General features: G+C 73.0%; 16 protein-coding genes. 9 read left to right on the forward strand and 7 right to left on the reverse strand.

What is annotated here, in order from left to right; all coding sequences use genetic code 11:
* Window positions 1-74 precede the first annotated feature (74 nt).
* Together AB0J97_RS13965 and AB0J97_RS13970 are read left to right on the forward strand one after the other, a co-directional pair.
* Window positions 75-512 (forward strand): ATP-binding protein, encoded by a 438-nt coding sequence (locus AB0J97_RS13965; protein ID WP_364088114.1) that lies wholly within the window; start codon window positions 75-77, stop codon window positions 510-512.
* Window positions 513-552: 40 nt separating this feature from the next.
* A complete protein-coding gene (locus AB0J97_RS13970; RefSeq protein WP_364088117.1) occupies window positions 553-1980 on the forward strand; it encodes a PAS domain S-box protein in 1428 nt (475 codons plus the stop codon).
* A gap of 11 nt (window positions 1981-1991) precedes the next feature.
* Here AB0J97_RS13970 and AB0J97_RS13975 read toward each other — a convergent pair whose 3' ends face one another.
* Both AB0J97_RS13975 and AB0J97_RS13980 read right to left on the reverse strand, forming a co-directional pair.
* Window positions 1992-3170, reverse strand: a complete 1179-nt coding sequence (locus AB0J97_RS13975; protein WP_364088119.1) for an acetate kinase — start codon at window positions 3168-3170, stop codon at window positions 1992-1994.
* Window positions 3146-5449, reverse strand: a complete 2304-nt coding sequence (locus tag AB0J97_RS13980; RefSeq protein ID WP_364088121.1) for a phosphoketolase family protein — start codon at window positions 5447-5449, stop codon at window positions 3146-3148. The genes AB0J97_RS13975 and AB0J97_RS13980 overlap by 25 nt, the downstream gene beginning before the upstream one ends.
* Before the next feature lie 62 nt (window positions 5450-5511).
* On the opposite strand from AB0J97_RS13980, the gene AB0J97_RS13985 reads away from it, so the two are divergent.
* The 6 genes from AB0J97_RS13985 to AB0J97_RS14010 all read left to right on the forward strand — a co-directional run bounded on the left by AB0J97_RS13985 (window position 5512) and on the right by AB0J97_RS14010 (window position 11935).
* Window positions 5512-7218 (forward strand): IlvD/Edd family dehydratase, encoded by a 1707-nt coding sequence (locus tag AB0J97_RS13985; RefSeq protein WP_364088123.1) that lies wholly within the window; start codon window positions 5512-5514, stop codon window positions 7216-7218.
* 136 nt (window positions 7219-7354) lie between these two features.
* Window positions 7355-8986 (forward strand): glucose-6-phosphate isomerase, encoded by a 1632-nt coding sequence (gene pgi, locus AB0J97_RS13990; RefSeq protein WP_364088125.1) that lies wholly within the window; start codon window positions 7355-7357, stop codon window positions 8984-8986.
* 1 nt (window position 8987) lies between these two features.
* Window positions 8988-10361 carry a glucose-6-phosphate dehydrogenase gene (gene zwf / locus AB0J97_RS13995; RefSeq protein ID WP_357706493.1) on the forward strand — a complete coding sequence of 458 codons (1374 nt, stop codon included), beginning with the start codon at window positions 8988-8990 and terminating at the stop codon, window positions 10359-10361.
* A gap of 28 nt (window positions 10362-10389) precedes the next feature.
* Window positions 10390-10746 (forward strand): spore germination protein GerW family protein, encoded by a 357-nt coding sequence (locus AB0J97_RS14000; RefSeq protein WP_357706492.1) that lies wholly within the window; start codon window positions 10390-10392, stop codon window positions 10744-10746.
* Window positions 10747-10763: 17 nt separating this feature from the next.
* Entirely contained in the window at window positions 10764-11300 is a 537-nt protein-coding gene (locus AB0J97_RS14005; protein WP_364088128.1) for a hypothetical protein, read from the forward strand.
* A complete protein-coding gene (locus tag AB0J97_RS14010) occupies window positions 11297-11935 on the forward strand; it encodes a LysE family translocator (RefSeq protein ID WP_364088130.1) in 639 nt (212 codons plus the stop codon). Before AB0J97_RS14005 ends, AB0J97_RS14010 begins: the two co-directional genes overlap by 4 nt.
* A 49-nt stretch (window positions 11936-11984) precedes the next feature.
* Here the strand turns inward: AB0J97_RS14010 and AB0J97_RS14015 are convergent, their stop codons facing one another.
* From AB0J97_RS14015 to AB0J97_RS14030, 4 genes are all read right to left on the reverse strand, one after another.
* Window positions 11985-12707 (reverse strand): VIT1/CCC1 transporter family protein, encoded by a 723-nt coding sequence (locus AB0J97_RS14015; protein WP_364088132.1) that lies wholly within the window; start codon window positions 12705-12707, stop codon window positions 11985-11987.
* A 185-nt stretch (window positions 12708-12892) separates the two neighbouring features.
* Complete coding sequence (locus AB0J97_RS14020) at window positions 12893-13585, reverse strand: hypothetical protein (RefSeq protein ID WP_357706486.1); 693 nt, start codon at window positions 13583-13585, stop codon at window positions 12893-12895.
* A gap of 155 nt (window positions 13586-13740) precedes the next feature.
* Entirely contained in the window at window positions 13741-16320 is a 2580-nt protein-coding gene (gene pulA / locus AB0J97_RS14025) for a pullulanase-type alpha-1,6-glucosidase (RefSeq protein ID WP_364088135.1), read from the reverse strand.
* Window positions 16321-16388: 68 nt separating this feature from the next.
* Complete coding sequence (locus AB0J97_RS14030; protein WP_364088137.1) at window positions 16389-16967, reverse strand: DUF2690 domain-containing protein; 579 nt, start codon at window positions 16965-16967, stop codon at window positions 16389-16391.
* A gap of 179 nt (window positions 16968-17146) precedes the next feature.
* Between AB0J97_RS14030 and AB0J97_RS14035 the strand changes: the two genes are divergently transcribed.
* Window positions 17147-19396, forward strand: a complete 2250-nt coding sequence (locus AB0J97_RS14035; protein WP_364088139.1) for a hypothetical protein — start codon at window positions 17147-17149, stop codon at window positions 19394-19396.
* Here AB0J97_RS14035 and AB0J97_RS14040 read toward each other — a convergent pair.
* A complete protein-coding gene (locus tag AB0J97_RS14040) occupies window positions 19356-20549 on the reverse strand; it encodes a cytochrome P450 (protein WP_364088141.1) in 1194 nt (397 codons plus the stop codon). The two genes, AB0J97_RS14035 and AB0J97_RS14040, sit on opposite strands and share 41 nt — an antisense overlap.
* Window positions 20550-20584: the final 35 nt, after the last annotated feature.

Genomic DNA, 20584 nt, shown 5'->3' on the forward strand with positions numbered 1-20584 from the left:
GTCCCGCATCCGCACCGGACGCGCTGGTTCCACTGCGTCTCGTGATCGACCCTGTACTGCCCGACAGTTGGAGGATGGGCAGTTTCGCTGCGCCGTACCAGGTGGACACCCGGCTGCCGGAGGAAATGGGCAGCATCACCGCGGCGCGTCAGAGAGCACGCGAGGCGCTGGCCGAGTGCGGCTACCGCGGACGTCGCGAGGACGTCCTGCTCGTCGTCTCCGAGCTGGTGACCAACGCGCTCGTCCACGGCGACGGCCCGCCCGCCTTACGCATCCGCTGCACCTCCTCCCACGTGCGGATCGAGGTGCGCGACTCCGGCGCCGGCCTGCCCGAGCCGCGCGAGCCCGGACCGGACAACGGCTGGGGTCTGCGCGTCATCGAGCTGCTGTCCACCGGCTGGGGCTTCTCCCGCGACGAGGACGGCGACGACGGCGAGGACGGCGGCAAGGTGGTGTGGTGCGAGATGGCGCAGCACGTCGGCGCGCCCGCCCAGGAGCACTCCCGGGCCTGACCGGGTTCCGGTCTTCCGCCGGACCGTGCGAAGCTGCAGTATGCCCGGTCAAGACAGGCAGTCAGACGACATTCAGCTGCTCGTCCGAAGCGTCGTCGACTACTCGATCTGCCTTCTCGACTCCTCCGGCCACGTGACCAGCTGGAACGCCGGCGCCGAACGCATCAAGGGCTACCGGGCCGAGGAGATCATCGGCAGGCACTTCTCCGTGTTCCACCCGCCCGAGGACGTCGCGGCCGGCCGGCCCGAGCAACTGCTGGGCCGGGCGGCGGCCGCCGGCCGGGTGGCCGACGAGGGCTGGCGGATCCGCAAGGACGGCGCCAGATTCTGGGCCCGCGTGGTCATCACCGCCCTCCGCGACGAGCGGGGCCTGCTGCGCGGGTTCGGCAAGGTCACCGGCGACCTGACCGAGCGCCGCTTGGCCGAGCAGGCGGTGCGCGACAGCGAGGAGCGCTTCCGCCTGCTGGTCCAGAACGTCGTCGACTACGCCATCTTCATGCTCGACGACCAGGGCCGGATCGTGAGCTGGAACGCCGGCGCCGAACGCATCAAGGGCTACCGCGCCGAGGAGATCCTCGGCACCCACTTCTCGGTCTTCTACCCGCCCGAGGACGTCGCGGCCGGCAAGCCCGCCATGGAGCTGGAGGTCGCCGTCGCCGACGGCCGGTGGGAGGAGGAGGGCTGGCGCGTCCGCAAGGACGGCACCAGGTTCTGGGCCAGCGTGGTCATCACGGCCCTCTACGACGACCGAGGCGAGCTGCGCGGGTTCGGCAAGGTCACCCGCGACCTCACCGAGCGCCGCAACGTGGCCCGCGCCCTCGACGAGCGCGGCATGCTGCTGGCCCACCTGGTGCGGGCCCAGGAGATGGAACGCCGGCGCATCGCCTACGACGTGCACGACGACACGATCCAGACCATGGTCGCCGTCGGCATGCGCCTGCGCGCGATGGAGGGCGGCCTCGGCCGCGAGCAGGCCGCCGAGCTCCGGGGCGTCGGCGAGGCGGTCGAGGCCGCCGTCGCCCGCCTGCGCGACCTGACGTTCGAGCTGCGCCCGCCGGCCCTCGACCAGGAGGGCCTGGTCGAGGGCCTGGCCGGTTACCTGCGGCAGGTGACGGCCGGCACCGGGCTGACGTTCGAGATCACCCATCGCCTCGACGCCGACCCGCCGCCCGAGGCCGCCGTCACCATCTTCCGGATCTGCCAGGAGGCGATCACGAACGTGCGCAAGCACGCCCGCGCCACCTCGATCCGGCTCTCGCTGGTCTCGCTCGACCGCGGCGTGCACGTACGGGTAGCCGACGACGACGCCGGGCCGCCGCCGCCCGCGGAGGGGCCGCTGCGGCACTTCGGGCTGGTCGAGATGCGCGAGCGGGCCGAGATCGCGGGCGGCTGGTGGAGCCTGAGCGGCCGCCCCGGCTGCGGGACCACGGTGGACTTCTGGGTCCCCGCCGTCCCCCACCGGCCCTGACCGCACGAGGTTCACGAGCGGGGGAGGACCTCCAGGGCCTGGCGGGCGATCTCCCATTCCTCGTCGGTGGGGATGACCAGCACCGCCACCTCCGCGCCCGGCGGTGACACCGCCCGCTCCCCGTCCGGGCCCGCCGCGTTCAGCTCCGGGTCCACGGTGATGCCGAGCCGGTCGAGCCCGGCCAGGGACTCCGCGCGGGTGGCCGCGTCGTGCTCGCCGACCCCGCCGGTGAACACGATCGCGTCCAGGCGGCCGAGCAGCGCGTAGTAGGCGCCGACGTACTTGCGGATGCGCCGGGTGTAGACCTCCAGGGCCAGCCGGGCCTCCTCGTCGTCGCGGGCCCGTACCTCGCGCATGTCGAGCGTCCCGGCCAGGGCGCGCAGGCCGCCCTCGTGGCTGAGCGCGCGTTCCACCTCCTCGCCGCCCATGCCGCGCACCCGTGCCAGGTAGCCGGCGATCGCGGGGTCCACGTCGCCGGAACGGGTGCCCATCACCAGCCCCTCCAGCGGGGTCAGCCCCATGGAGGTGTCCACGCTGCGCCCGCCGGACATCGCCGTCGCGCTGGCGCCGTTGCCCAGGTGCAGCACGACGAGGTCGAGGCCGTCGAGGTCGCGGCCGAGGAAGGCGGCGGCGCGGCGGGAGACGTAGGCGCAGGAGGTGCCGTGGAAGCCGTAGCGGCGCACGCCGAGCTCCCGCCAGTCCCGCGGCACCGCGTACGTGTACGCCTGCGGCGGCAACGTGAGCTGGAACGCCGTGTCGAACACCGCCACCTGCGGCACCCCGGGGAAGGCCGCCCGCGCCACCCGGATCCCGGCCAGGTTCACCGGGTTGTGCAGCGGCGCGAGCGGCGCCAGGTCCTCGATCGCGGCGATCACGTCGTCGTCGACGAGCGCCGGGCCGGTGAAGCGGGTGCCGCCGTGCACGACCCGGTGTCCGACCGCGTCCGGATCCAGCTCGGGCCCGGCCTCCGCGAACGCCTTCAGCATGGCCTCCAGCCCCTCGGCGTGCCCCGGGAAGCGCTCCTCCCGCACGTACGGCGGCCCGCCGCCCGTCTGGTGAGTCAGCCGCCCGCGCTCCTCGCCGATGCGCTCCACCAGCCCGCGCGCCGGACGCCCGCCGGTGCCCAGGTCCACCAGCTCGTACTTGATCGAGGAGGAGCCGGTGTTCAGGACGAGAATTCGGCCGGCCATGTCCACGACCTGATCTCCGCCGGGTCCTCGCCGTGCTCCCTGGTGTACGCGCGGGCCCGCAGCCGCGCGTCGCTCATCCGCTGCCGCAGGTGCGCCGCCTTGGAACCGAGCCCCGGCACCCGGTCGATGACGTCGATGACCAGGTGGTAGCGGTCGATGTCGTTGAGCATGGCCATGTCGAACGGCGTGGTCGTGGTGCCCTCCTCCTTGTAGCCGCGCACGTGCAGGTTGGCGTGGCCGCGCCGGCGGTAGGCGAGCTGGTGGATGAGCGAGGGATAGCCGTGGAAGTTGAAGATGATCGGCCGGTCCACGGTGAACAGCGTGTCGAACTCGGCGTCCGGCATGCCGTGCGGATGCTCCGACCGCGGTTGCAGCCGCATCAGGTCCACCACGTTCACGACGCGCACCTTCAGCTCGGGCAGGTGCTCGCGCAGCAGCGCCGCCGCGGCCAGCGTCTCCTGCGTCGGCACGTCGCCCGCGCAGCCCAGCACCACGTCCGGCTCGCTGCCCTGGTCGGTGGAGGCCCACGGCAGGATGCCCAGGCCGCGCGTGTTGTGCGCGATCGCCTCTTCCATGGTGAACAGGTCCAGCACCGGCTGCTTGCCCGCCACGATCACGTTGACGTAGTCGCGCGAGCGCAGGCAGTGGTCGGCCACCGACAGCAGGGTGTTGGCGTCCGGCGGCAGGTAGACCCGCACCACCGACGCCTTCTTGTTGACGACCACGTCCAGGAAGCCCGGGTCCTGGTGGCTGAAGCCGTTGTGGTCCTGCCGCCACACGTGCGACGACAGCAGGTACGTCAGCGACGCCACCGGCCGCCGCCACGAGATCTTCTGCGACGACTCCAGCCACTTGGCGTGCTGGTTGAACATGGCGTCCACGATGTGGATGAACGCCTCGTAGCAGTTGAACAGCCCGTGCCGGCCGGTCAGCAGGTAGCCCTCCAGCCAGCCCTGGCACAGGTGCTCGCTCAGCACCTCCATCACCCGGCCGCCGGGGGCCAGGTTCTCGTCCGTGGGCAGCAGCTCGGCCTCCCACGCCCGGTCGGTGACCTCGAACACGTCCTGCAGCCGGTTGGAGGCGGTCTCGTCGGGGCCCATCAGCCGGAAGTTGCGCGGGTTCCCGGCGATCACGTCCCGCAGGAAGGCGCCGAGCACCCGCGTCGGCTCGGTCAGCCGGGCGGCCGGTGACTTGACCTCGACGGCGTGCCTGCGGAAGTCCGGCAGCCGCAGCGGCTGAAGCAGCTCGCCGCCGTTGGCGTGCGGGTTGGCGCTCATCCGCAGCGGCCCCCGCGGCACCGTCGCCAGCACCTCCTCGACCGGCTTCCCGCCGGAGCCGAACAACTCCTCCGGCCGGTACGAGCGCATCCACTCCTCCAGCATGGCCAGGTGCGCCGGGTTCTCCCGGACCGCCGACAGCGGCACCTGGTGGGCCCGCCAGGTGCCCTCGACTGGCTTGCCGTCCACCTCGCGCGGGCCGGTCCAGCCCTTCGGCGTCCGCAGGACGATCATCGGCAGCCGCCGGTCCTGGCCGTCCTTGTACTCGGCGATCTCGTCGAAGACGGTGTCGAGGGTGGCGGCCATCTCCTCGTGCGAGGGGCCGACGAGGTGGGGGCGGTAGCCGTACCCCTCCATGAGCTTGAACAGCTCCTGCTCGGGGATGCGGGCCAGTACGGTGGGGTTGGCGATCTTGTAGCCGTTCAGGTGCAGGATGGGGAGCACGACGCCGTCGTGCCGGGGGTCGAGGAACTTGCCGGAGTGCCAGCTCGCGGCCAGCGGGCCGGTCTCGGCCTCGCCGTCGCCGATGACGCAGGCCACCACCAGGCCGGGGTTGTCGAACGCGGCGCCGTAGGCGTGGGCCAGGGAGTAGCCCAGCTCGCCGCCCTCGTGGATGGAGCCGGGGGTCTCGGGCGCGACGTGGCTGGGGATGCCGCCGGGGAAGGAGAACTGGCGGAACAGCCGCCGCATGCCCTCGACGTCCTGCGAGACGTCCGGATAACGCTCGGTGTAGGTGCCCTCCAGCCAGGCGTGCGCCACGGCGGCCGGTCCGCCGTGCCCGGGCCCGGCGATGTAGATCATGTCCTGGTCGCGCTCGGAGATCACCCGGTTGAGGTGGGCGAAGCAGAAGTTCAGCCCCGGGGTGGTGCCCCAGTGGCCGAGCAGGCGCGGCTTGATGTGCTCGGGACGCAACGGCTCGGCCAGGAGCGGATTGTCCAGCAGGTAGATCTGCCCGACGGACAGGTAGTTGGCCGCCCGCCAGTACGCGTCTATGTGGTCCATGCCCTGCCCATTCCTCTACAGGCGATGCTGAATCCCCCGGACTGCCGATAATGTGCCGTCACATGGCACTGCGCAGTTCCCTCTGGTACGCGGGTGACGACCGGAACTCCTACATCCACCGGGCCTGGATGCGCCGCGGCCTGCCGCGCGAGGCGTTCGAGGGGGAGCGGCCGCACATCGCGATCGCCAACAGCGCCTCCGACCTCGCGCCGTGCAACTCCCACCTCGACGAGATCGCCCGCAGCGTCGGCAACGGCGTGTGGGAGGCCGGCGGCGTGCCTCTCGACCTGCCCGTCCTGTCCCTGGGCGAGACGAACGTGCGCCCGACCGCGATGCTCTGGCGCAACCTGGCCGCGATGGCCGCCGAGGAGCTGCTGCGGGCCAACCCGATCGACGGCGTGGTGCTGCTCGGCGGCTGCGACAAGACCATTCCCGCGCTGCTCATGGCCGCCGCCTCGGTCGACCTGCCGGCGCTCGTGGTGCCCGGCGGCCCGATGCTGACCGGGCACTTCCGCGGCGTGCCGCTCGGCTGCGGCACCGACGTGTGGCGGCTCAGCGAGGAGGTGCGGGCCGGCACGCTCTCCCGCGAGGCGTTCCTCGCCTCCGAGTCGTCCATGATCCGCAGCCGCGGCCACTGCAACACGATGGGCACCGCCTCCACCATGGCCTGCATGGCCGAGGCGCTGGGCATGACGCTGCCCGGCACGGCCGGCACCCCCGCCCCCGACAGCCGCCTGCTGGAGCGCTCGCACCAGAGCGGCAGGCTCGCCGTCGAGCTGGTCCGCGCGGGCCGGCGGCCCAGCCACGTGATGACCAGGGCCTCCTTCCTCAACGCCATCGTGACGCTGGCCGCGATCGGCGGCTCGACCAACGCGGTCGTGCACCTGCTGGCCGTCGCCGGGCGGCTCGGCGTCGAGCTGGGCCTCGACGACTTCGACCGCGCCGGCTCCGGCGTGCCGCTGCTGGCCGACCTCCAGCCGGCCGGACGCCACCTGATGGACGACCTGTTCAGGGCCGGCGGGCTGACCGCCTTGCTGCGGGAGGTCGAGGACCTGCTCGACCCGGCGGCGATCACCGTCACCGGCAGGCCGCTGGTCGAGCACCTGGCCGGCGCCGAGATCTGGGACGACACCGTGATCAGGCGGCGCTCCGACCCGCTGCTGCCCGACGCCGGCATCGCCGTGCTTCGCGGCAACCTCGCGCCCGACGGCGCCGTGATCAAACCCGCGGCCGCCTCGCCGGAGCTGCTGCGGCACCGCGGCCGGGCGATCGTCTTCGACGGCGTCGAGGACGCCCGCGCCCGGCTCGACTCGCCCGACCTCGACGTGGACGAGACCTCGGTGCTGGTGCTGCGCGGCTGCGGGCCCAAGGGCTACCCGGGCATGCCGGAGGTCGGCAACCTGCCGCTGCCGCGCAAGCTGCTGGCCAGGGGCGTCCGCGACATGGTGCGGGTCAGCGACGCCCGGATGAGCGGCACCGCGTACGGCACGGTCGTCCTGCACGCCTCGCCCGAGGCGGCGGCCGGCGGCCCGCTGGCCAGGGTGCGCACCGGCGACCCGATCGTGCTCGACGTGGCCGCCAGGAGGCTCGACGTGGACGTCCCCGAGGCCGAGCTGGCCGCCAGGAAACCGGTCATGACCGGCCATGCCCGCCCGGCCCGCGGCTGGGAGCGCCTGTACGTCGACCACGTCACCCAGGCCCACCAGGGCGCCGATCTCGACTTCCTGACGGGCTCCTCCGGCGACGCCGTCGGCCGCGAGTCCCACTGAAGGCAAAGAGTGACCGCCGCCGTGCGCGGAATCATCCCCGTGGGGTACGGGGTTCCCTGTCGGGAGCCCGGTTCAGCGGATCTCCCGCGAGTACGGGACGATGTGATCAGGTTTGGCGACACACGAGGAGGAAGCGGTGAACGGCGACATCAGCCAGAGCCAGGAGTGGGCGGCTCTGGGCAAGCATCACGAGGAGCTGGCGGGAAAGCAGCTGCGTGAGCTGTTCGCGGAGGACCCGGGCAGGGCCGGGCGGATGACGGTGAGCGCCGGGGACCTCTACCTCGACTACGCCAAGCACCGCGCCACCCAGGAGACGATCGGCCTGCTGGTGGCCCTGGCCGAGCGGTCGGGCCTGCGCGAGCGCATCGCCGCGATGTTCGGCGGCGAGCACATCAACGTGAGCGAGGACCGCGCCGTCCTGCACGTCGCGCTGCGCATGCGGAAGAACGCCGAGCTGGTCGTGGACGGCCAGGACGTCGTGGCCGACGTGCACGCGGTGCTGGACAAGATGAGCGCCTTCGCCGACCGGGTCAGGTCCAAGGAGTGGAAGGGCGCCACCGGGCAGCCGATCAGGACCGTGGTCAACATCGGCATCGGCGGCTCCGACCTCGGCCCGGCCATGGCCTACGAGGCGCTGCGCGACTACGTGGACGCCGGCGTCGAGGCCAGGTTCGTCTCCAACATCGACCCCGCCGACATCCTCGGCAACCTGCGCGACCTCGACCCGGCCACCACGCTGTTCGTGGTCGCGTCCAAGACCTTCACCACGCTGGAGACGCTGACCAACGCCAGGGTCGCCCGCTCCTGGCTGGTCGGCGCGCTGGGCGAGGACGCGGTCTCCAAGCACTTCGTGGCCGTCTCCACCAACGCCGAGAAGGTCGCCGAGTTCGGCATCGACACCGACAACATGTTCGGCTTCTGGGACTGGGTGGGCGGCCGCTACTCCTACGACGGCGCCATCGGCCTGTCCCTGATGATCGCGGTCGGGCCCGAGCGGTTCCGCGAGATGCTGTCCGGCTTCCACAGCATGGACCAGCACTTCCGCACCGCGCCGTTCAACGCCAACATGCCGGTCCTGATGGCCCTGCTCGGCATCTGGTACACCGACTTCTTCGGCGCCGAGACCCGCGCCGTGCTGCCCTACAGCCAGCGGCTGCACCGTTTCCCCGCCTACCTCCAGCAGCTCACGATGGAGTCCAACGGCAAGTCGGTGCGCGCCGACGGCCGCCCGGTCACCGTCCCGACCGGCGAGATCTTCTGGGGCGAGCCCGGCACCAACGGCCAGCACGCCTTCTACCAGCTCCTGCACCAGGGCACCCGGCTCGTCCCGGCCGACTTCATCGGCTTCGCCGAGCCGTTCGAGGACCGCGAGGGCATGCACGACCAGCTCACCGCCAACCTCCTCGCCCAGACCAGCGCGCTGGCCTTCGGCAAGACCGCCGAGGAGATCGCGGCCGAGGGCACGCCGCCGGAGATCGTGCCGCACAAGGTGATGCCGGGCAACCGGCCCACCTCGACGATCCTGGTGACCAAGCTCACGCCGTCCACGCTGGGCCAGCTCGTCGCGCTGTACGAGCACATCGTGTTCGTCGAGGGCACGATCTGGGGCGTCGACTCCTTCGACCAGTGGGGCGTCGAGCTGGGCAAGAAGATGGCGCTCGACGTGGCGCCCGCGCTCACCTCCGAGGAGCCGCCGCAGACCTTCCCCGACTCCTCGACCGAACAGCTCGTCCGCAGGTACCGCGAGCTGCGCGGAAGGCAGGTCTGAGATGGGGGAGGGGAAGGCGGGCGCGCTGGTCCTGTTCGGCGTCACCGGCGACCTCGCGCGCAAGATGCTGCTTCCCGCGCTCTACCACCTGAGCGCCGACGGCAGGCTCGACCTGCCGATCATCGGCGTCGCCAAGACCGACATGGACCTCGACGGGCTGCGCGAGCACGCCCGCGAGGCCTGCGGCGGCGTCCAGGACGCGGCGTTCGAGAAGCTGGCGGGCAACCTGCGGCTGGTGGCGGGCGACTACCGCGATCCCGAGACGTTCGCGAAGCTGAAGGCGGAGGTGGAGGGCAAGGGGTTCCTCGTCCACTACCTGGCGGTGCCGCCCGCGCTGTTCTCCGTCGTCGCCGAGGGGCTGGCCGGGGCCGGGCTCAACGACGACGCCAGGCTCGTGGTGGAGAAGCCGTTCGGGCACGACCTGGACTCGGCGCGCAGGCTCAACGACGAGCTGCTGAAGTACTTCGACGAGGACCACCTGCGGCGGGTCGACCACTTCCTGGGCAAGGAGCCGGTCGAGGACCTCATGGTGTTCCGCTTCGCCAACATGCTGCTGGAACCCCTGTGGAACCGGAACTACGTGCGCAGCGTGCAGATCACCATGGCCGAGGACTTCGACGTCGCCGACCGCGGGGGCTTCTACGACGCCAATGGCACGGTCCGCGACGTGGTCCAGAACCACCTGCTGCAACTGCTGGCCATCCTGGCGATGGACCCGCCGCCGTCCATGGACGCCCGCGCCCAGCTCGACGAGAAGTGGCGGGTGCTGCGCGCGGTCCAGGCCATCGACCCGGCCCACGTCGTACGCGGCCAGTACGACGGCTACCTCGACACCCCGGGCGTCCGGCCCGGCTCCACCACCGAGACGTTCGTCGCCATGCGGCTCTACATCGACAGCTGGCGGTGGGCGGGCGTGCCCTGGTGCATCCGCTCGGGCAAGGCGCTGCCCACCACCGACCTGGAGATCGTGGCCGAGCTGCGCAGGCCGCCGGTGACGATGTTCCGGGGCGGCGACGTGCCGCCGGGGCCGAACCTCATCAGGTTCCGGCTGCAGCCCGACGCCGGGGTGACCTTCGACGTGCTGGCCAAGGAGCCGGGCAGACAACGGACGATCCCGGTGCCGGTGAGCGTCGACTTCACCAAGGTGCTCGGGCCCATGGAGGCCGCCTACGAGCGCATCCTGACCGACGCCGTCAGCGGCGACCCGCGGCGCTTCGCCAGGTTCGACCTGGTGGAGGAGTCGTGGCGGATCGTGGGCCGGCTGCTCGACCTGCCCGACCGGCCGATGCCGTACGAGAAGGGCACCTGGGGGCCGGAGCCGGCCGAGAAGATCGCGCCGGGCGGCTGGCACGAGATCTCCACCACGTTCGACTAGCGGCCGATCCGGGTGAACGATGAGGGCCATGGACATCAAGGAGCTGTTGGAGCAGTCGAAGGACGTCGTCACGGTCAGGCGCGTCTTCGGCGAGCCGATCCGCCACGGCGACGTCCTGGTCGTCCCCGTCGCCCGGGTCGCCCAGGGCGGCGGGGCCGGCCACGGGCAGGGCCTCGACGAGAAGGGTGAGGAGAGAGGCAGCGGCGGCGGTGGCGGCTTCGGCTACAGCGCCACCCCCGCCGGGGTGTTCGTGATCAAGGACGGCGAGGTGCGGTGGCGTCCGGCCGTCGACGTCAACCGGATCGTGCTCGGCGGCCAGCTCGTCGGGCTCGCCCTGGTGCTGACGATCCGGACCATCTTCAAGAAGTGGCATCGCAGGAGGTAACGGGCACATCCACTGATGTGCTGATCGATCTGCTCGACGCCGGGCTGCCCGGACACGACGCCCTGGTGCCCGGCTCCGACCTGCCGATGCGCGTCACCCCGCTCGGCGGCGGCACGTCGCTGGTCCGCCTCCCGCCCCGGTGGAGCCGGCCCGGCCGCGGCCACTACCTGGCGGGGGAGGAGTTCGTGCTGCTGGAGGGCGAGCTGCGGGTGTCAGGAGTGACGTACCTGCCGGGGGAGCACGCCTGGCTGCCCGCCGGCGCCCTGCGCCACTCCTGCGCGGCGCCGGCGGGGGCGCTGGTGTGCACGTACTTCGACGGCGAGCCCACCTGGGTGTCCAGCGACGCGGACGAGCCCGACGGGCCCAGCCAGCGCACCCCGCTGTGCACCGTCGTCATCCCCGGCGGCGGGCTGCCGCTCACGCCTCACTCCGTCCTGCTGGACACGCCCGTCACGCTCGACCAGCCCGCCGAGATGATCACGGTGCCGAGCTGGACGTGGGAGGTCTCCACCTTGGTCCCGGAGGGCCGGGTCCTCGTAAGGTGGACGCCATGATGATCTCTTTGCCGCATTTCGTGGCTCTCGGTGCCCTGGTGATGCTCGGGGCGATGTCGCCCGGCCCCGACTTCGCGGTCGTGGTCCGCCGCTCGGCGTTGTCGGGCCGGGGGCACGGCATGGCGGCGGCGGCCGGGATCGCCGTGGGCGTGGCCGTCTGGGTGGTGGCCGCGGGCACCGGCGTGGCCGCGTTGCTGGCGGCCTCGGCCATGGCCTTCACCGTGGTCAAGGTGGTCGGCGCCGCCTACCTGCTCTACCTGGGGGTCAAGGCGCTGCGCGCGGCCCTGCGCAAGGGCGGCCCGCTCGACCTCGGCCTGCCGGGCCCCGCGGACAACGGCCCGTGGGCGGCCTTCGCCGAAGGGCTGCTGACCAACGTGCTCAACCCCAAGGCCGCGCTGTTCTTCGTGGCCCTGGTGCCGCAGTTCGTGAGGGAGGGCACCGCGCTCGGCGGCACGCTGCTGCTGTCGGCGGTCGCGCTGGCCGGCACGGTGGTCTGGTTCCTCACGGTGGCGAACGTGGTCGGCACGCTGCGCCGGGTGTTCGCCCGGTCCGGCGTGCGCAAGGCCGTGGACGGGCTGACCGGCGCCGCGCTCATCGCCCTCGGCGTCAACCTGGCCGTCGCCGGCCGCCCCTGAACGGCCTCCCGGGGGCCGCGGGCGGGCGCTTTGGGCGGGCGTGCCGGCGTCAGGAGACGGCGACGCCGAGCAGGTGCCCGAGGCCGAAGGTGACGGCGGCGGCACCCGCGCCCAGCCCGAGCTGGCGCAGGCCGCCCAGCCACCACGGCCGCGCGGTCATCACGGCCACCGCCGCGCCGAACCCGAACAGCGCCACCATGCTCAGCGCCAGCGCCAGGAACAGCCCCGACGCCCCGAACAGGAACGGCGCCAGCGGCACCAGCGCCCCCATCGCGAAGGCCAGGAACGACGAGCCCGCCGCCAGGTAGGGCGAGGGCAGGTCGTCGGGGTCCACGCCCAGTTCCTCGCGCACGTGCACGCGCAACGCCTGCTCCGGATCGGCCGACAGGCCCTCGGCGACGCGGCGCGCGAGGTCGGCGTCCAGGCCGCGCGACCGGTAGAGGGCGGCCAGCTCGGCCCGCTCCCCGTCGGGGTTGCGGGCCAGCTCGCGCCGCTCCACGGCGATCTCGGCCCGCATCAGCTCGGTCTGGGACTTCACCGACGTGTACTCGCCCGCCGCCATCGAGCACGCCCCCGCGACCAGGCCCGCGAACCCGGCGAGCACCGCGCCGCGTCCGGCGCCCGCGGCCCCCACGACTCCGGCGATGAGCGCCACGTTGGAGACCAGCCCGTCCATCGCCCCGAACACCGCCGGACGCAACCAGCCGCCGGTGACGTCACGGTGGCTGTGGTGCTTCTCAGGAGAGTAGGGCCTAACAAGCTCGACAGTCATGACAATCCTCCCCTTAATGGCAATTCGCCACGGAATCTAGGCCCTTCCGGCATGATCCGCAACGAAGGAGAGGCTAGCCTGATCTGCGGTTTTCCCGCCCCGCACCCACGTTCCCCCCATTCCGGGACGGGCACGCGGACGTCCCCCGGAACCCGTCGAGCGGGCGCCGGAGGGACGTCACCGGGTCAGGCGTGTGCCGGCGCGGTGGAATCGGGCACAGTGGAATCGGGCGTGGCGGCCGGACGGGTGGCCTTCGGGCGGCGGATGAGCGCCTCGCAGTCGGCGATCGTCTCCTCCAGCAGCCTGCGCAGCAGCGCGTCGGGGTCCTTGATGCACGCCTGGACGATGCCGACCACGGCGAGCTGCACCGCGTTGGGCGCCGCGTACCGGCGGAAGCCCTTCTCGGTGATCTTGGCCGCCCGGCTGAAGCGCCTGGCCTGCTCGGCCGCGTGCGGCACCTCCTCCATCGCCCTGCGGCTCGCCTCGCTCAGCCGCCCGGACGGCGCGCCGTCGAGCCTGGCCAGCATCTCCTCGGCCGCGAGCACCGACACCGCCAGCGCGAGCTGGCGTTCGGCGGCCGCGACCGGCAGGGCCGTGGTCGCGCAGCGCAGCGCGATGTGGGCGTCGATCCGCAGGTCGTCGCCCGCCAGCCCGATGATGGACGGCACCAGCCCGACCAGCTCGGCGCGGCTCTCGTCGCCGGTGTTGTCGTTGACCAGGCGGGCGAGTGCGGCCAGCAGCGGATGGGTGCAGGCCGGATGGTCGCTCCACCGCTCTCCGGCCAGATAGGACGCCAGTTCCATGAAACAGGCGCCGCGTTTCGGGTTGCGATGCCTGCCGCGGGACAGGACCGGCATGTGATCAAGGTGATTGTCCACGGGTGCTCCATGCTCCACGCGATCGCCGTCTATCCAGTTTGCGCTGTCGTGCGCGTCAAAGCCAGTGATCGGGCATCTTCCACAGGCAATGGTTCCCCCAGGCGAGGCGATCATTCCTCAACCGCTATTCACGGTTATGGCACCAGAAATTCGATTTAAGAGGGATTTTCGGCACTTATTACGAAAACGGCTGCTGTGCGGGCCGGAACCGTCAGCGTGCCGCCCGCCGGGTCGTACGACGACCGCCTGACCACCTCGTCCGCCGAGGCGGCCTGAACGGGATGCAGCGCCACCCGGCGGCCGGGCGGGGCCGCCACCGCCCGCGTACCGGGTGAGGGGGTGGCGTTGAGCACCACGATGACCGCGTCCCAGCGCGGGTCCAGCCCCGCGGTGTCCACGCGCATCACGATCACGCCCTCGTCGCAGGCCGGGAACGACAGCCGCCGCCGCACCTCCTCCGCCGTCCCGAGCGCGAACGCCGGGGTCGAGGCCCTGATCCGCAGCAGCTCCCCGAACGCCGCCCGCGCCGCCCCGATCGCCGCGCAGCCAGGACGCAGCGCGGGGTCGGCCAGCAGCGGCCGGGCGTACGGCCAGGCGGCCTCGTTGTCCGCCCTCGGCGGCAGGCCCGCGCCGAACCCGTTGCCCGCCGAGCAGTCCCACAGCAGCCGGTTGAACCAGTCGCCGGAGTCGTAGGAGTTGCGGTCCAGCGACTTCGAGCGCAAACGCTCGCTGCCCGCGTGCACGAACGCCGCCCCCTGCCCCAGCAGCACCGTGGCCAGCGACAACACCTGCATGCGCACCCGGTCGGCCATCGGCGTGCCCGCCGGCAGCTTGTAGGCCAGCGCGTCGAACAGCGTCTCGTTGTCGTGCGCGTCCACGTACGTCACGACGTCGTCCGGGCGGGCGGCGTAACCGGCGGGACCGCCGTTGTGGACGACCTCCGAGCCCTTGCGGCCCGAGGGCAGCACGTAGTCGCGCAGGCCGCCGGCCAGGCCGAGCATGACCAGGTCGGTGCAGTGGCGCAGGCGTTCACGCTGCTGCTCCTCCGGGCCGTTGGCCGCGGCGCCGTTGGGCGCGCCGGCCAGGCCGGAGCCGAACCCCTGCACCCGCGGGTCGGCGTCGAACGGGCTGCCGCCGCGCACCGCGTCCCGCAGCCGGTCGTCGAACGTGCCGATGCCGGTGCCGGCCATGTTGGCCTGCGTGGCCTGCTCGAACCTGGCGTCGCCGGCCACCTCGCCGAAGCTCCAGCCCTCGCCGTACAGGATGATCGAGCGGCCGTCCACGCCGTCGCGCTCGGGGGTGAGCGCGTCGAGGGCGGCGCGCACGGCCAGGATGTTGGCCTTCGGGTGGTGGCCCATGAGGTCGAAGCGGAAGCCGTCCACCTTGTACTGCCTGGCCCAGGTGCGCACCGAGTCGACCACGAGCCGGCCCATCATGGCGTGCTCGGGCGCGGTGTTGGCGCAGCAGGTGGAGGTGGCCAGGGAACCGTCCTCCAGCAGGCGGTGGTAGTAGCCGGGGACGATCGGGTCCAGCACGTCCGCCGAGTGGGTGTGGTTGTAGACCACGTCCATGACCACGCGCAGGCCGGCCTCGTTCAGCGCGGCGACCATGGCGCGGAACTCCCTGATCCGCTCGTCCGGGTCGGTCGCGTACGAGCCCTCCGGGACGGTGTAGTGCAGCGGGTCGTAGCCCCAGTTGAAGGAGTCGCGGTCCGCGGTGAGCGCCACGATCTCCTGCTGCCGTTCGGAGTCGGGCGGCAGGGCGGCGAGGTCGTGCTCCGGCTCGGTCCTGTCCGCGCGGCGCTCGGGAATCGTGGCCAGGTCGAACACCGGCAGCAGGTGCACGTGGGTGAGCCCGTCCGCGGCCAGCGCGCGCAGCTCGCGCATGCCGTCGCCGTCCCGGCAGAAGGCCGCGTACGTGCCGCGCAGCTCCTCCGGCACGGTCGCGTCGGAGGCGGAGAAGTCGCGGACGTGCAGCTCGTAGACGACCGCGCGGTCCAGCGGGACCGGCTCGGGCTTGGCCAGCCGGTCCCAGCCGGGCGGCTTGAGCGCGGGGTCGTCCAGGCTGACCAGCCTGCTGCGCACGCCGTCGGGCGCGGCGGCCAGGCTGTAGGGGTCGGTGACCTCGCGGGTGACGACGCGGCCCGCGGCGGGGGAGTAGACGGTGACGAGATAGGTGTAGTCCCTGCCGTACCAGGTGGGCAGGCCGCGGATCGACCACACGCCGGTCTCCTCGTCCAGCCGCATCGCGTGGACCCGGCCGCCGAGCGCCAGCTCCACCCGCCGGGCGGTGGGCGCCCAGAGTGCCAGCCGGGGCAGCAGCCGTCCCGACGGCCCGAGCCGGGCCCGCGTGGCTGCGGCGTAGACGTCGTCGAGCACGCCCGGGAGCTGCACGCCGGTCGCGGCGGCCACCGCGCCGGACCCGTCGCGGGCCACGGCCAGGACCTGGCCGCGCAGGGCCTCCCTCACCAGCCCGACGTCCGCGGACGGCAGCTTGAGCGCGGCGCGGTCGGCCAGGTGCGGCCAGGCCCGCCGCCGCTCGTCGTCCAGTGTGCCCGGGGTGAGCGGGATGGTCAGGGTGTGGCCGGTCAGGCGGCCGTCACGGCAGGCGATGCCGCCGTCGGGGGCGCAGGCCAGCGCGTGCGTCAGCGACGGATCCACCGTCCAGGCGACCGTCTCCCTGTCGATCCAGTGGGCCCGCGCCTCGCCGTCGCCGTCCGCGGTCACGTAGATCATGGTGCCCGTCCGCGGGCGGCCCACGCCAGGACGCCGCGCCGGACGGCCGGACATCGCCCCGGTGCGGCCTAGCTCTCGGTGACGTCGGTGCCGTCCGGCATCAGCATGGCCGTGCACGCGTATTGGGCGTCCGGCCGGCCGCGCCCCGCGAACGAGCACGCCTTGGCGGCGACGTTCCCTCCCGGGATGAAGGCCATCGGCGACTCCAGCCATCCCCGGGTGCGCTCACCCGCGGCGAAGAAGCGGGTGGCGTCCTTCCTGTCGGGCTCTATCCAGGGCTGGAGGAAGAAGACGTCGTTCTGCGGCTGCGCCCGGGCCCACAACGTCTGGCAGGTACGGCTCCAGCGAAGCTCCAGAACCATCCGTCCGGCGGGAACCGTCCGGACGGCGGTGCCACCGGGAACGGTGATCGCGTCCTTCTCGCAGCCGGTGGCGCTCGCGTACTTCTTGTCGCAGTTGTCGCGGCTCGGAGTCGCGGCGCACCCCTGCCGCTCCTTGGCGGCCTCCTGGTAGGCGACCGTGCCCACGAACGTCACCACGGCCGCCAGCGCCGCCGCGAGCACGGTGTACCAGCCGTTGATCCGCGCGGTGCGGATCTGCTCGTTCGGCCCCGAAGAATTCTGCGGCGGCAGCATCGTCGTCATCATGCCTCGCTTCACCCGCACAGTGCCCTGGCTTCAGATGTACGCCCGGCAAGGCGTTTTCGTGGGGAAATGCGGCTTTCCCCACTGGGCTCTGGCCGGAAGGAGAGGGCCGGAGCGGCATCCCATTCGAGTGACCATTCCATTACTTTGCGTAATCGGTGACTTTGCGTGATCCTGATCTCATGGACGGATTCCTGGACCCCACCTGCGGAGGCATTACCGAACTACGTGTGCACGGCGTCTCCGGCACCCCGCCGGCGAGCATCCTCAACCACCCCCACCCCCGCCAGATCGCCGGCGACGCCACCACCGGCTTCTACCGCCGCTGGTGGCCGGGCGGCCGGCCCGACGGCGACCAGGACGACCTGCCCGGCATCCGCCACCGCGAGGCCTACGCCTGGGGCGGCCTCACCTCGGGCGGCCGGACCATCGCCCTCTGGCTGCTCCTGCTGCCCTTCTCCCTGGCCAACCTGTCCTACTTCATGCTGCCGAGGCCGCCGGCCGGCGCCCGCCTGCGGCACGTGGCCGAGGCGGCGCAGCGGCTGTTCGCGCTGCTGCTCACCGGCACCCTCGTCGGCGCCGTCACCCGGGCGAGCGTCGATCTCATCGGCTGGCAGTGCACCGCGGCCGGCCGGGCCTGCGCCCGCGAGAGCGCGCCGGCCTGGGTCCACTGGATGAGCGAGCTGTGGGGGGCCGAGCCGTCGCGGCGGCTGGCCGTCGCCGCGCTGGCGCCGTTCGCGGTGGTCGTGCTGCTGTGGTGGCTGGCGCGGCGCACCTGGGAGCGCGACGAGCAGACCGGGGTCCCGCCCGGCGGCGGCTCGCGTCCGGGGCCGCTGCTGGCCCGGCCGCGGCTGTGGCACGGCGGCGCGCCCGTGTGGCGGCTGCGGGCCGTGCACGTCGCCTTCGCGCTGGGTTCGGTGAGCCTGGCGGTGTCGGCGCCGTTCGTGGGCGACCCGCGGGGGCTGGCGCTGACGCTGGCCAACGTCGCCGTCCAGGTCGCCGCCGCCGTGCTGGCGGCGTTGCCCGGGATCGCCAGGCGGCTGGCCCCGGGGGAGGCGGTCCCGTCCTGGCTCACCGGCGCGTGCCGGGTGCTGCGGGTGGCCGGGCCGCTGACCTTCGTGGCCACGATCGCCGCCGCCCTCACCGGGATGTCGCCCGCGCTGCCGGGGCGGCAGCTTCCCGGCATCGGCGTGGGAGCGTTCCAGTTCGGGCTGACGCTCGGGCTCGGGCTGTTCATCCTGGTGGCGTCGATCGTCCTGGCCCGCATGGACCGGCCGGCCGAGACCGGCGACCCGATCGAGCGGCGGGCGCTGTGCGGCGTGGCGGCCTGGTTCACGCTGATGGTGGCGGCCGGCAGCGCGAACGTGCTCGCCCTCGGCCTGCTGTTCTGGACCGCCACCTTCTTCGGCGTGCCGGCCTCCGTCGCCGAGCCCGGTCCGGTCGACCGCAGGCTCTACCTCGACGACCCGGTCTGGTGGACGGCCGCGCTCGTGCCGCTGCTGGTGATCGGGTTCGTCGCCGTGGCGGCCGAGCTGTGGATGGTCCGCGGGTCCGCCGCCGCCGCGCTCACGCCCAAGCTGACCCCCTACTACGGCGCCTATGACCGTGACGTGGCGGGCAAGTGGGCGCTGGCCTCGCTCACCGACCGCGCCGGGCTCGTGCTGGCCGTGCTCACCGGCCTCGGCGTGGCCGGGTCCGCCGCGGTGACCGTGATCTACCGGTTCCACCTGTTCGCCCCGGTGGGCGGGCTGGCCGGACTGCTGGCCTCGGTCGGGAGCTGGGCCATGACGGCGATCGTCGTGGGCCTGGTCCTGCTGGGCCGCCGCACGTACAGCGACACGCGGCTGCGGCGCACGGTCGGCATCCTCTGGGACGTCTCGACCTTCTGGCCCCGGGCCATCCACCCGCTCGCGCCGCCCTGCTACACCGAGCGGGTGATCCCCGAGCTGCTGGCCCGCGTCAAGATCCTGACCAGGACGGCCGACGACGAGGTCGTGCTGTCCGGGCACAGCCAGGGCAGCGTGCTCACCGCCGCGCTCGTGCTCCAGGTGCGGCCCGAGCTGCGGCCCCGGGTCCGGCTGCTCACCCACGGCTCGCCGCTGCGCCGCCTGTACGCCGCCTTCTTCCCCGCCTACTTCGGCACCCCCGGCCTGTCGGCGATGCGCGACGCCGTCCGCTGGCGGAACCTCTACCGGCTGAGCGATCCCATCGGCGGGCCCGTCTTCCGCCGGGTCGACCCGTTCGGCCCCCGTCCGGCGGGCGAGGGTGAGGAGACCGTCGACCGGTTCTGCTGGGACCCGCTCCAGCCGGGGCCGGGTGAGCCGCTGCCCGAGGCGCGCTGGCACTCCGACTACTGGCTCGACCCCGCCTACGAGGAGACCCTTGCCCGGCTCACCAGGTCAGATGGAGTTCCTCGGGCGCGCGGTGGATGAGCGTGGCGGCCATCACCACGTCCTCGCGGGCCAGCCGGAGGCCGGGCAGCTCCGCCACCAGCAGCTCCAGCGTCACCCGGAGCTGCTCGCGGGCCAGGAACGCGCCGGGGCAGCCGTGCACGCCGTGACCGAACGCCAGGTGACGGGCGCGCGGACGGGTGATGTCGAAGACGTCGGGCCGCTCGTACGCCGCCTCGTCGCGGCCCGCCGAGGCGAACGAGACGAACACCGTTGCGCCCTCCTCCAAAGGCGTGCCGGCCAGGGTGAGCGGCCTGGTGACACGGCGGCGGAAGCCCTGGACGGGCGCCTCGTACCGGGCGGCCTCCTCGATCGCGGCCGGGATCAGCTCGGCCGGGGCGGCGCACAGCAGCTCCCACTGGCGGCGGTCGCGCAGCAGGCGGTGCACGACCGAGCCGAGCAGCGCGGTCGTGGTGAGATGTCCGGCGAGCATGACGTTCTCGACGTTGGAGGCGATCTCGTCGCGCTGGGCGGCCGTCGGCTCCCCGGGGCCGGGCGCCAGGCCGCGCACCACCTCGCCGGTCAGGTCGGCGGCCTCGGCTGAGCGGCCGGCGTGGGCGGCCAGCAGGCGCCGCAGCGCGGCCACCTCGCGGGCGGCGGCGATCTGCCGCTCCTCGGGCATCGGGGTGAACAGCAGCTCCTCGGCCCGGAAGCCGCCCCTGATCGCGGTCGGCACATCGGCCGGGTCCAGGCCCAGCAGGTGGCCGATCACGGCGGCGGGCAGCGGCCTGGCGTAGCGGGACATCCACTCGCCTCCACCCGTCTTGACGAGCCCGGCGACCAGTTCGGCGGCCGTGGCGGTGACGAACGGCAGCGCGGCGGCCACCCGGGCGGGCGACAGGCCGCGGGTGAGCGGCCTGCGGTAACGCTGGTGCGCCTCGCCGTCCGTGCTCAGCACCACGGGCGCGCCGCCCGGCACCCCGGCCAGCTCGGCGAACGCCCGCGGGCTCGGGATCACGTCCGGCCGCAGGGCGCCCTTGGAGGAGAAGTCGTCCGGCCTGGACAGCACCTCGCGCACGTCGTCGTGCCGGGCCACCAGCCAGGCGTCCAGCTCCTCGGCGAAGGTAAGCCCGGGGGCGGCGCGGGCACGGGCGTAGAGCGGGTACGGGTCGCGGTAGAGCGCCTGTCGATCCACGCGTCCCATCGTCCGGCGTGGCCGGGGACGCGACA

The organism is Nonomuraea sp. NPDC049607 (assembly GCF_040675375.1).
In the GTDB taxonomy this organism is placed as follows: Bacteria; Actinomycetota; Actinomycetes; order Streptosporangiales; family Streptosporangiaceae; genus Nonomuraea.

What these genes read in the sequence shown, in the direction of transcription:
- zwf (WP_357706493.1), top strand. Translation starts at nt 8,988, where the DNA reads ATGGGGGAGGGGAAGGCGGGCGCGCTGGTCCTGTTCGGCGTCACCGGC.
- AB0J97_RS13970 (WP_364088117.1), top strand. Translation starts at nt 553, where the DNA reads ATGCCCGGTCAAGACAGGCAGTCAGACGACATTCAGCTGCTCGTCCGA.
- AB0J97_RS13975 (WP_364088119.1), bottom strand. Translation starts at nt 3,170, where the DNA reads ATGGCCGGCCGAATTCTCGTCCTGAACACCGGCTCCTCCTCGATCAAG.
- AB0J97_RS13965 (WP_364088114.1), top strand. Translation starts at nt 75, where the DNA reads ATGGGCAGTTTCGCTGCGCCGTACCAGGTGGACACCCGGCTGCCGGAG.
- AB0J97_RS14000 (WP_357706492.1), top strand. Translation starts at nt 10,390, where the DNA reads ATGGACATCAAGGAGCTGTTGGAGCAGTCGAAGGACGTCGTCACGGTC.
- AB0J97_RS14030 (WP_364088137.1), bottom strand. Translation starts at nt 16,967, where the DNA reads ATGATGACGACGATGCTGCCGCCGCAGAATTCTTCGGGGCCGAACGAG.
- AB0J97_RS14035 (WP_364088139.1), top strand. Translation starts at nt 17,147, where the DNA reads ATGGACGGATTCCTGGACCCCACCTGCGGAGGCATTACCGAACTACGT.
- pulA (WP_364088135.1), bottom strand. Translation starts at nt 16,320, where the DNA reads ATGATCTACGTGACCGCGGACGGCGACGGCGAGGCGCGGGCCCACTGG.
- AB0J97_RS14015 (WP_364088132.1), bottom strand. Translation starts at nt 12,707, where the DNA reads ATGACTGTCGAGCTTGTTAGGCCCTACTCTCCTGAGAAGCACCACAGC.
- AB0J97_RS14010 (WP_364088130.1), top strand. Translation starts at nt 11,297, where the DNA reads ATGATGATCTCTTTGCCGCATTTCGTGGCTCTCGGTGCCCTGGTGATG.
- AB0J97_RS13985 (WP_364088123.1), top strand. Translation starts at nt 5,512, where the DNA reads ATGGCACTGCGCAGTTCCCTCTGGTACGCGGGTGACGACCGGAACTCC.
- AB0J97_RS13980 (WP_364088121.1), bottom strand. Translation starts at nt 5,449, where the DNA reads ATGGACCACATAGACGCGTACTGGCGGGCGGCCAACTACCTGTCCGTC.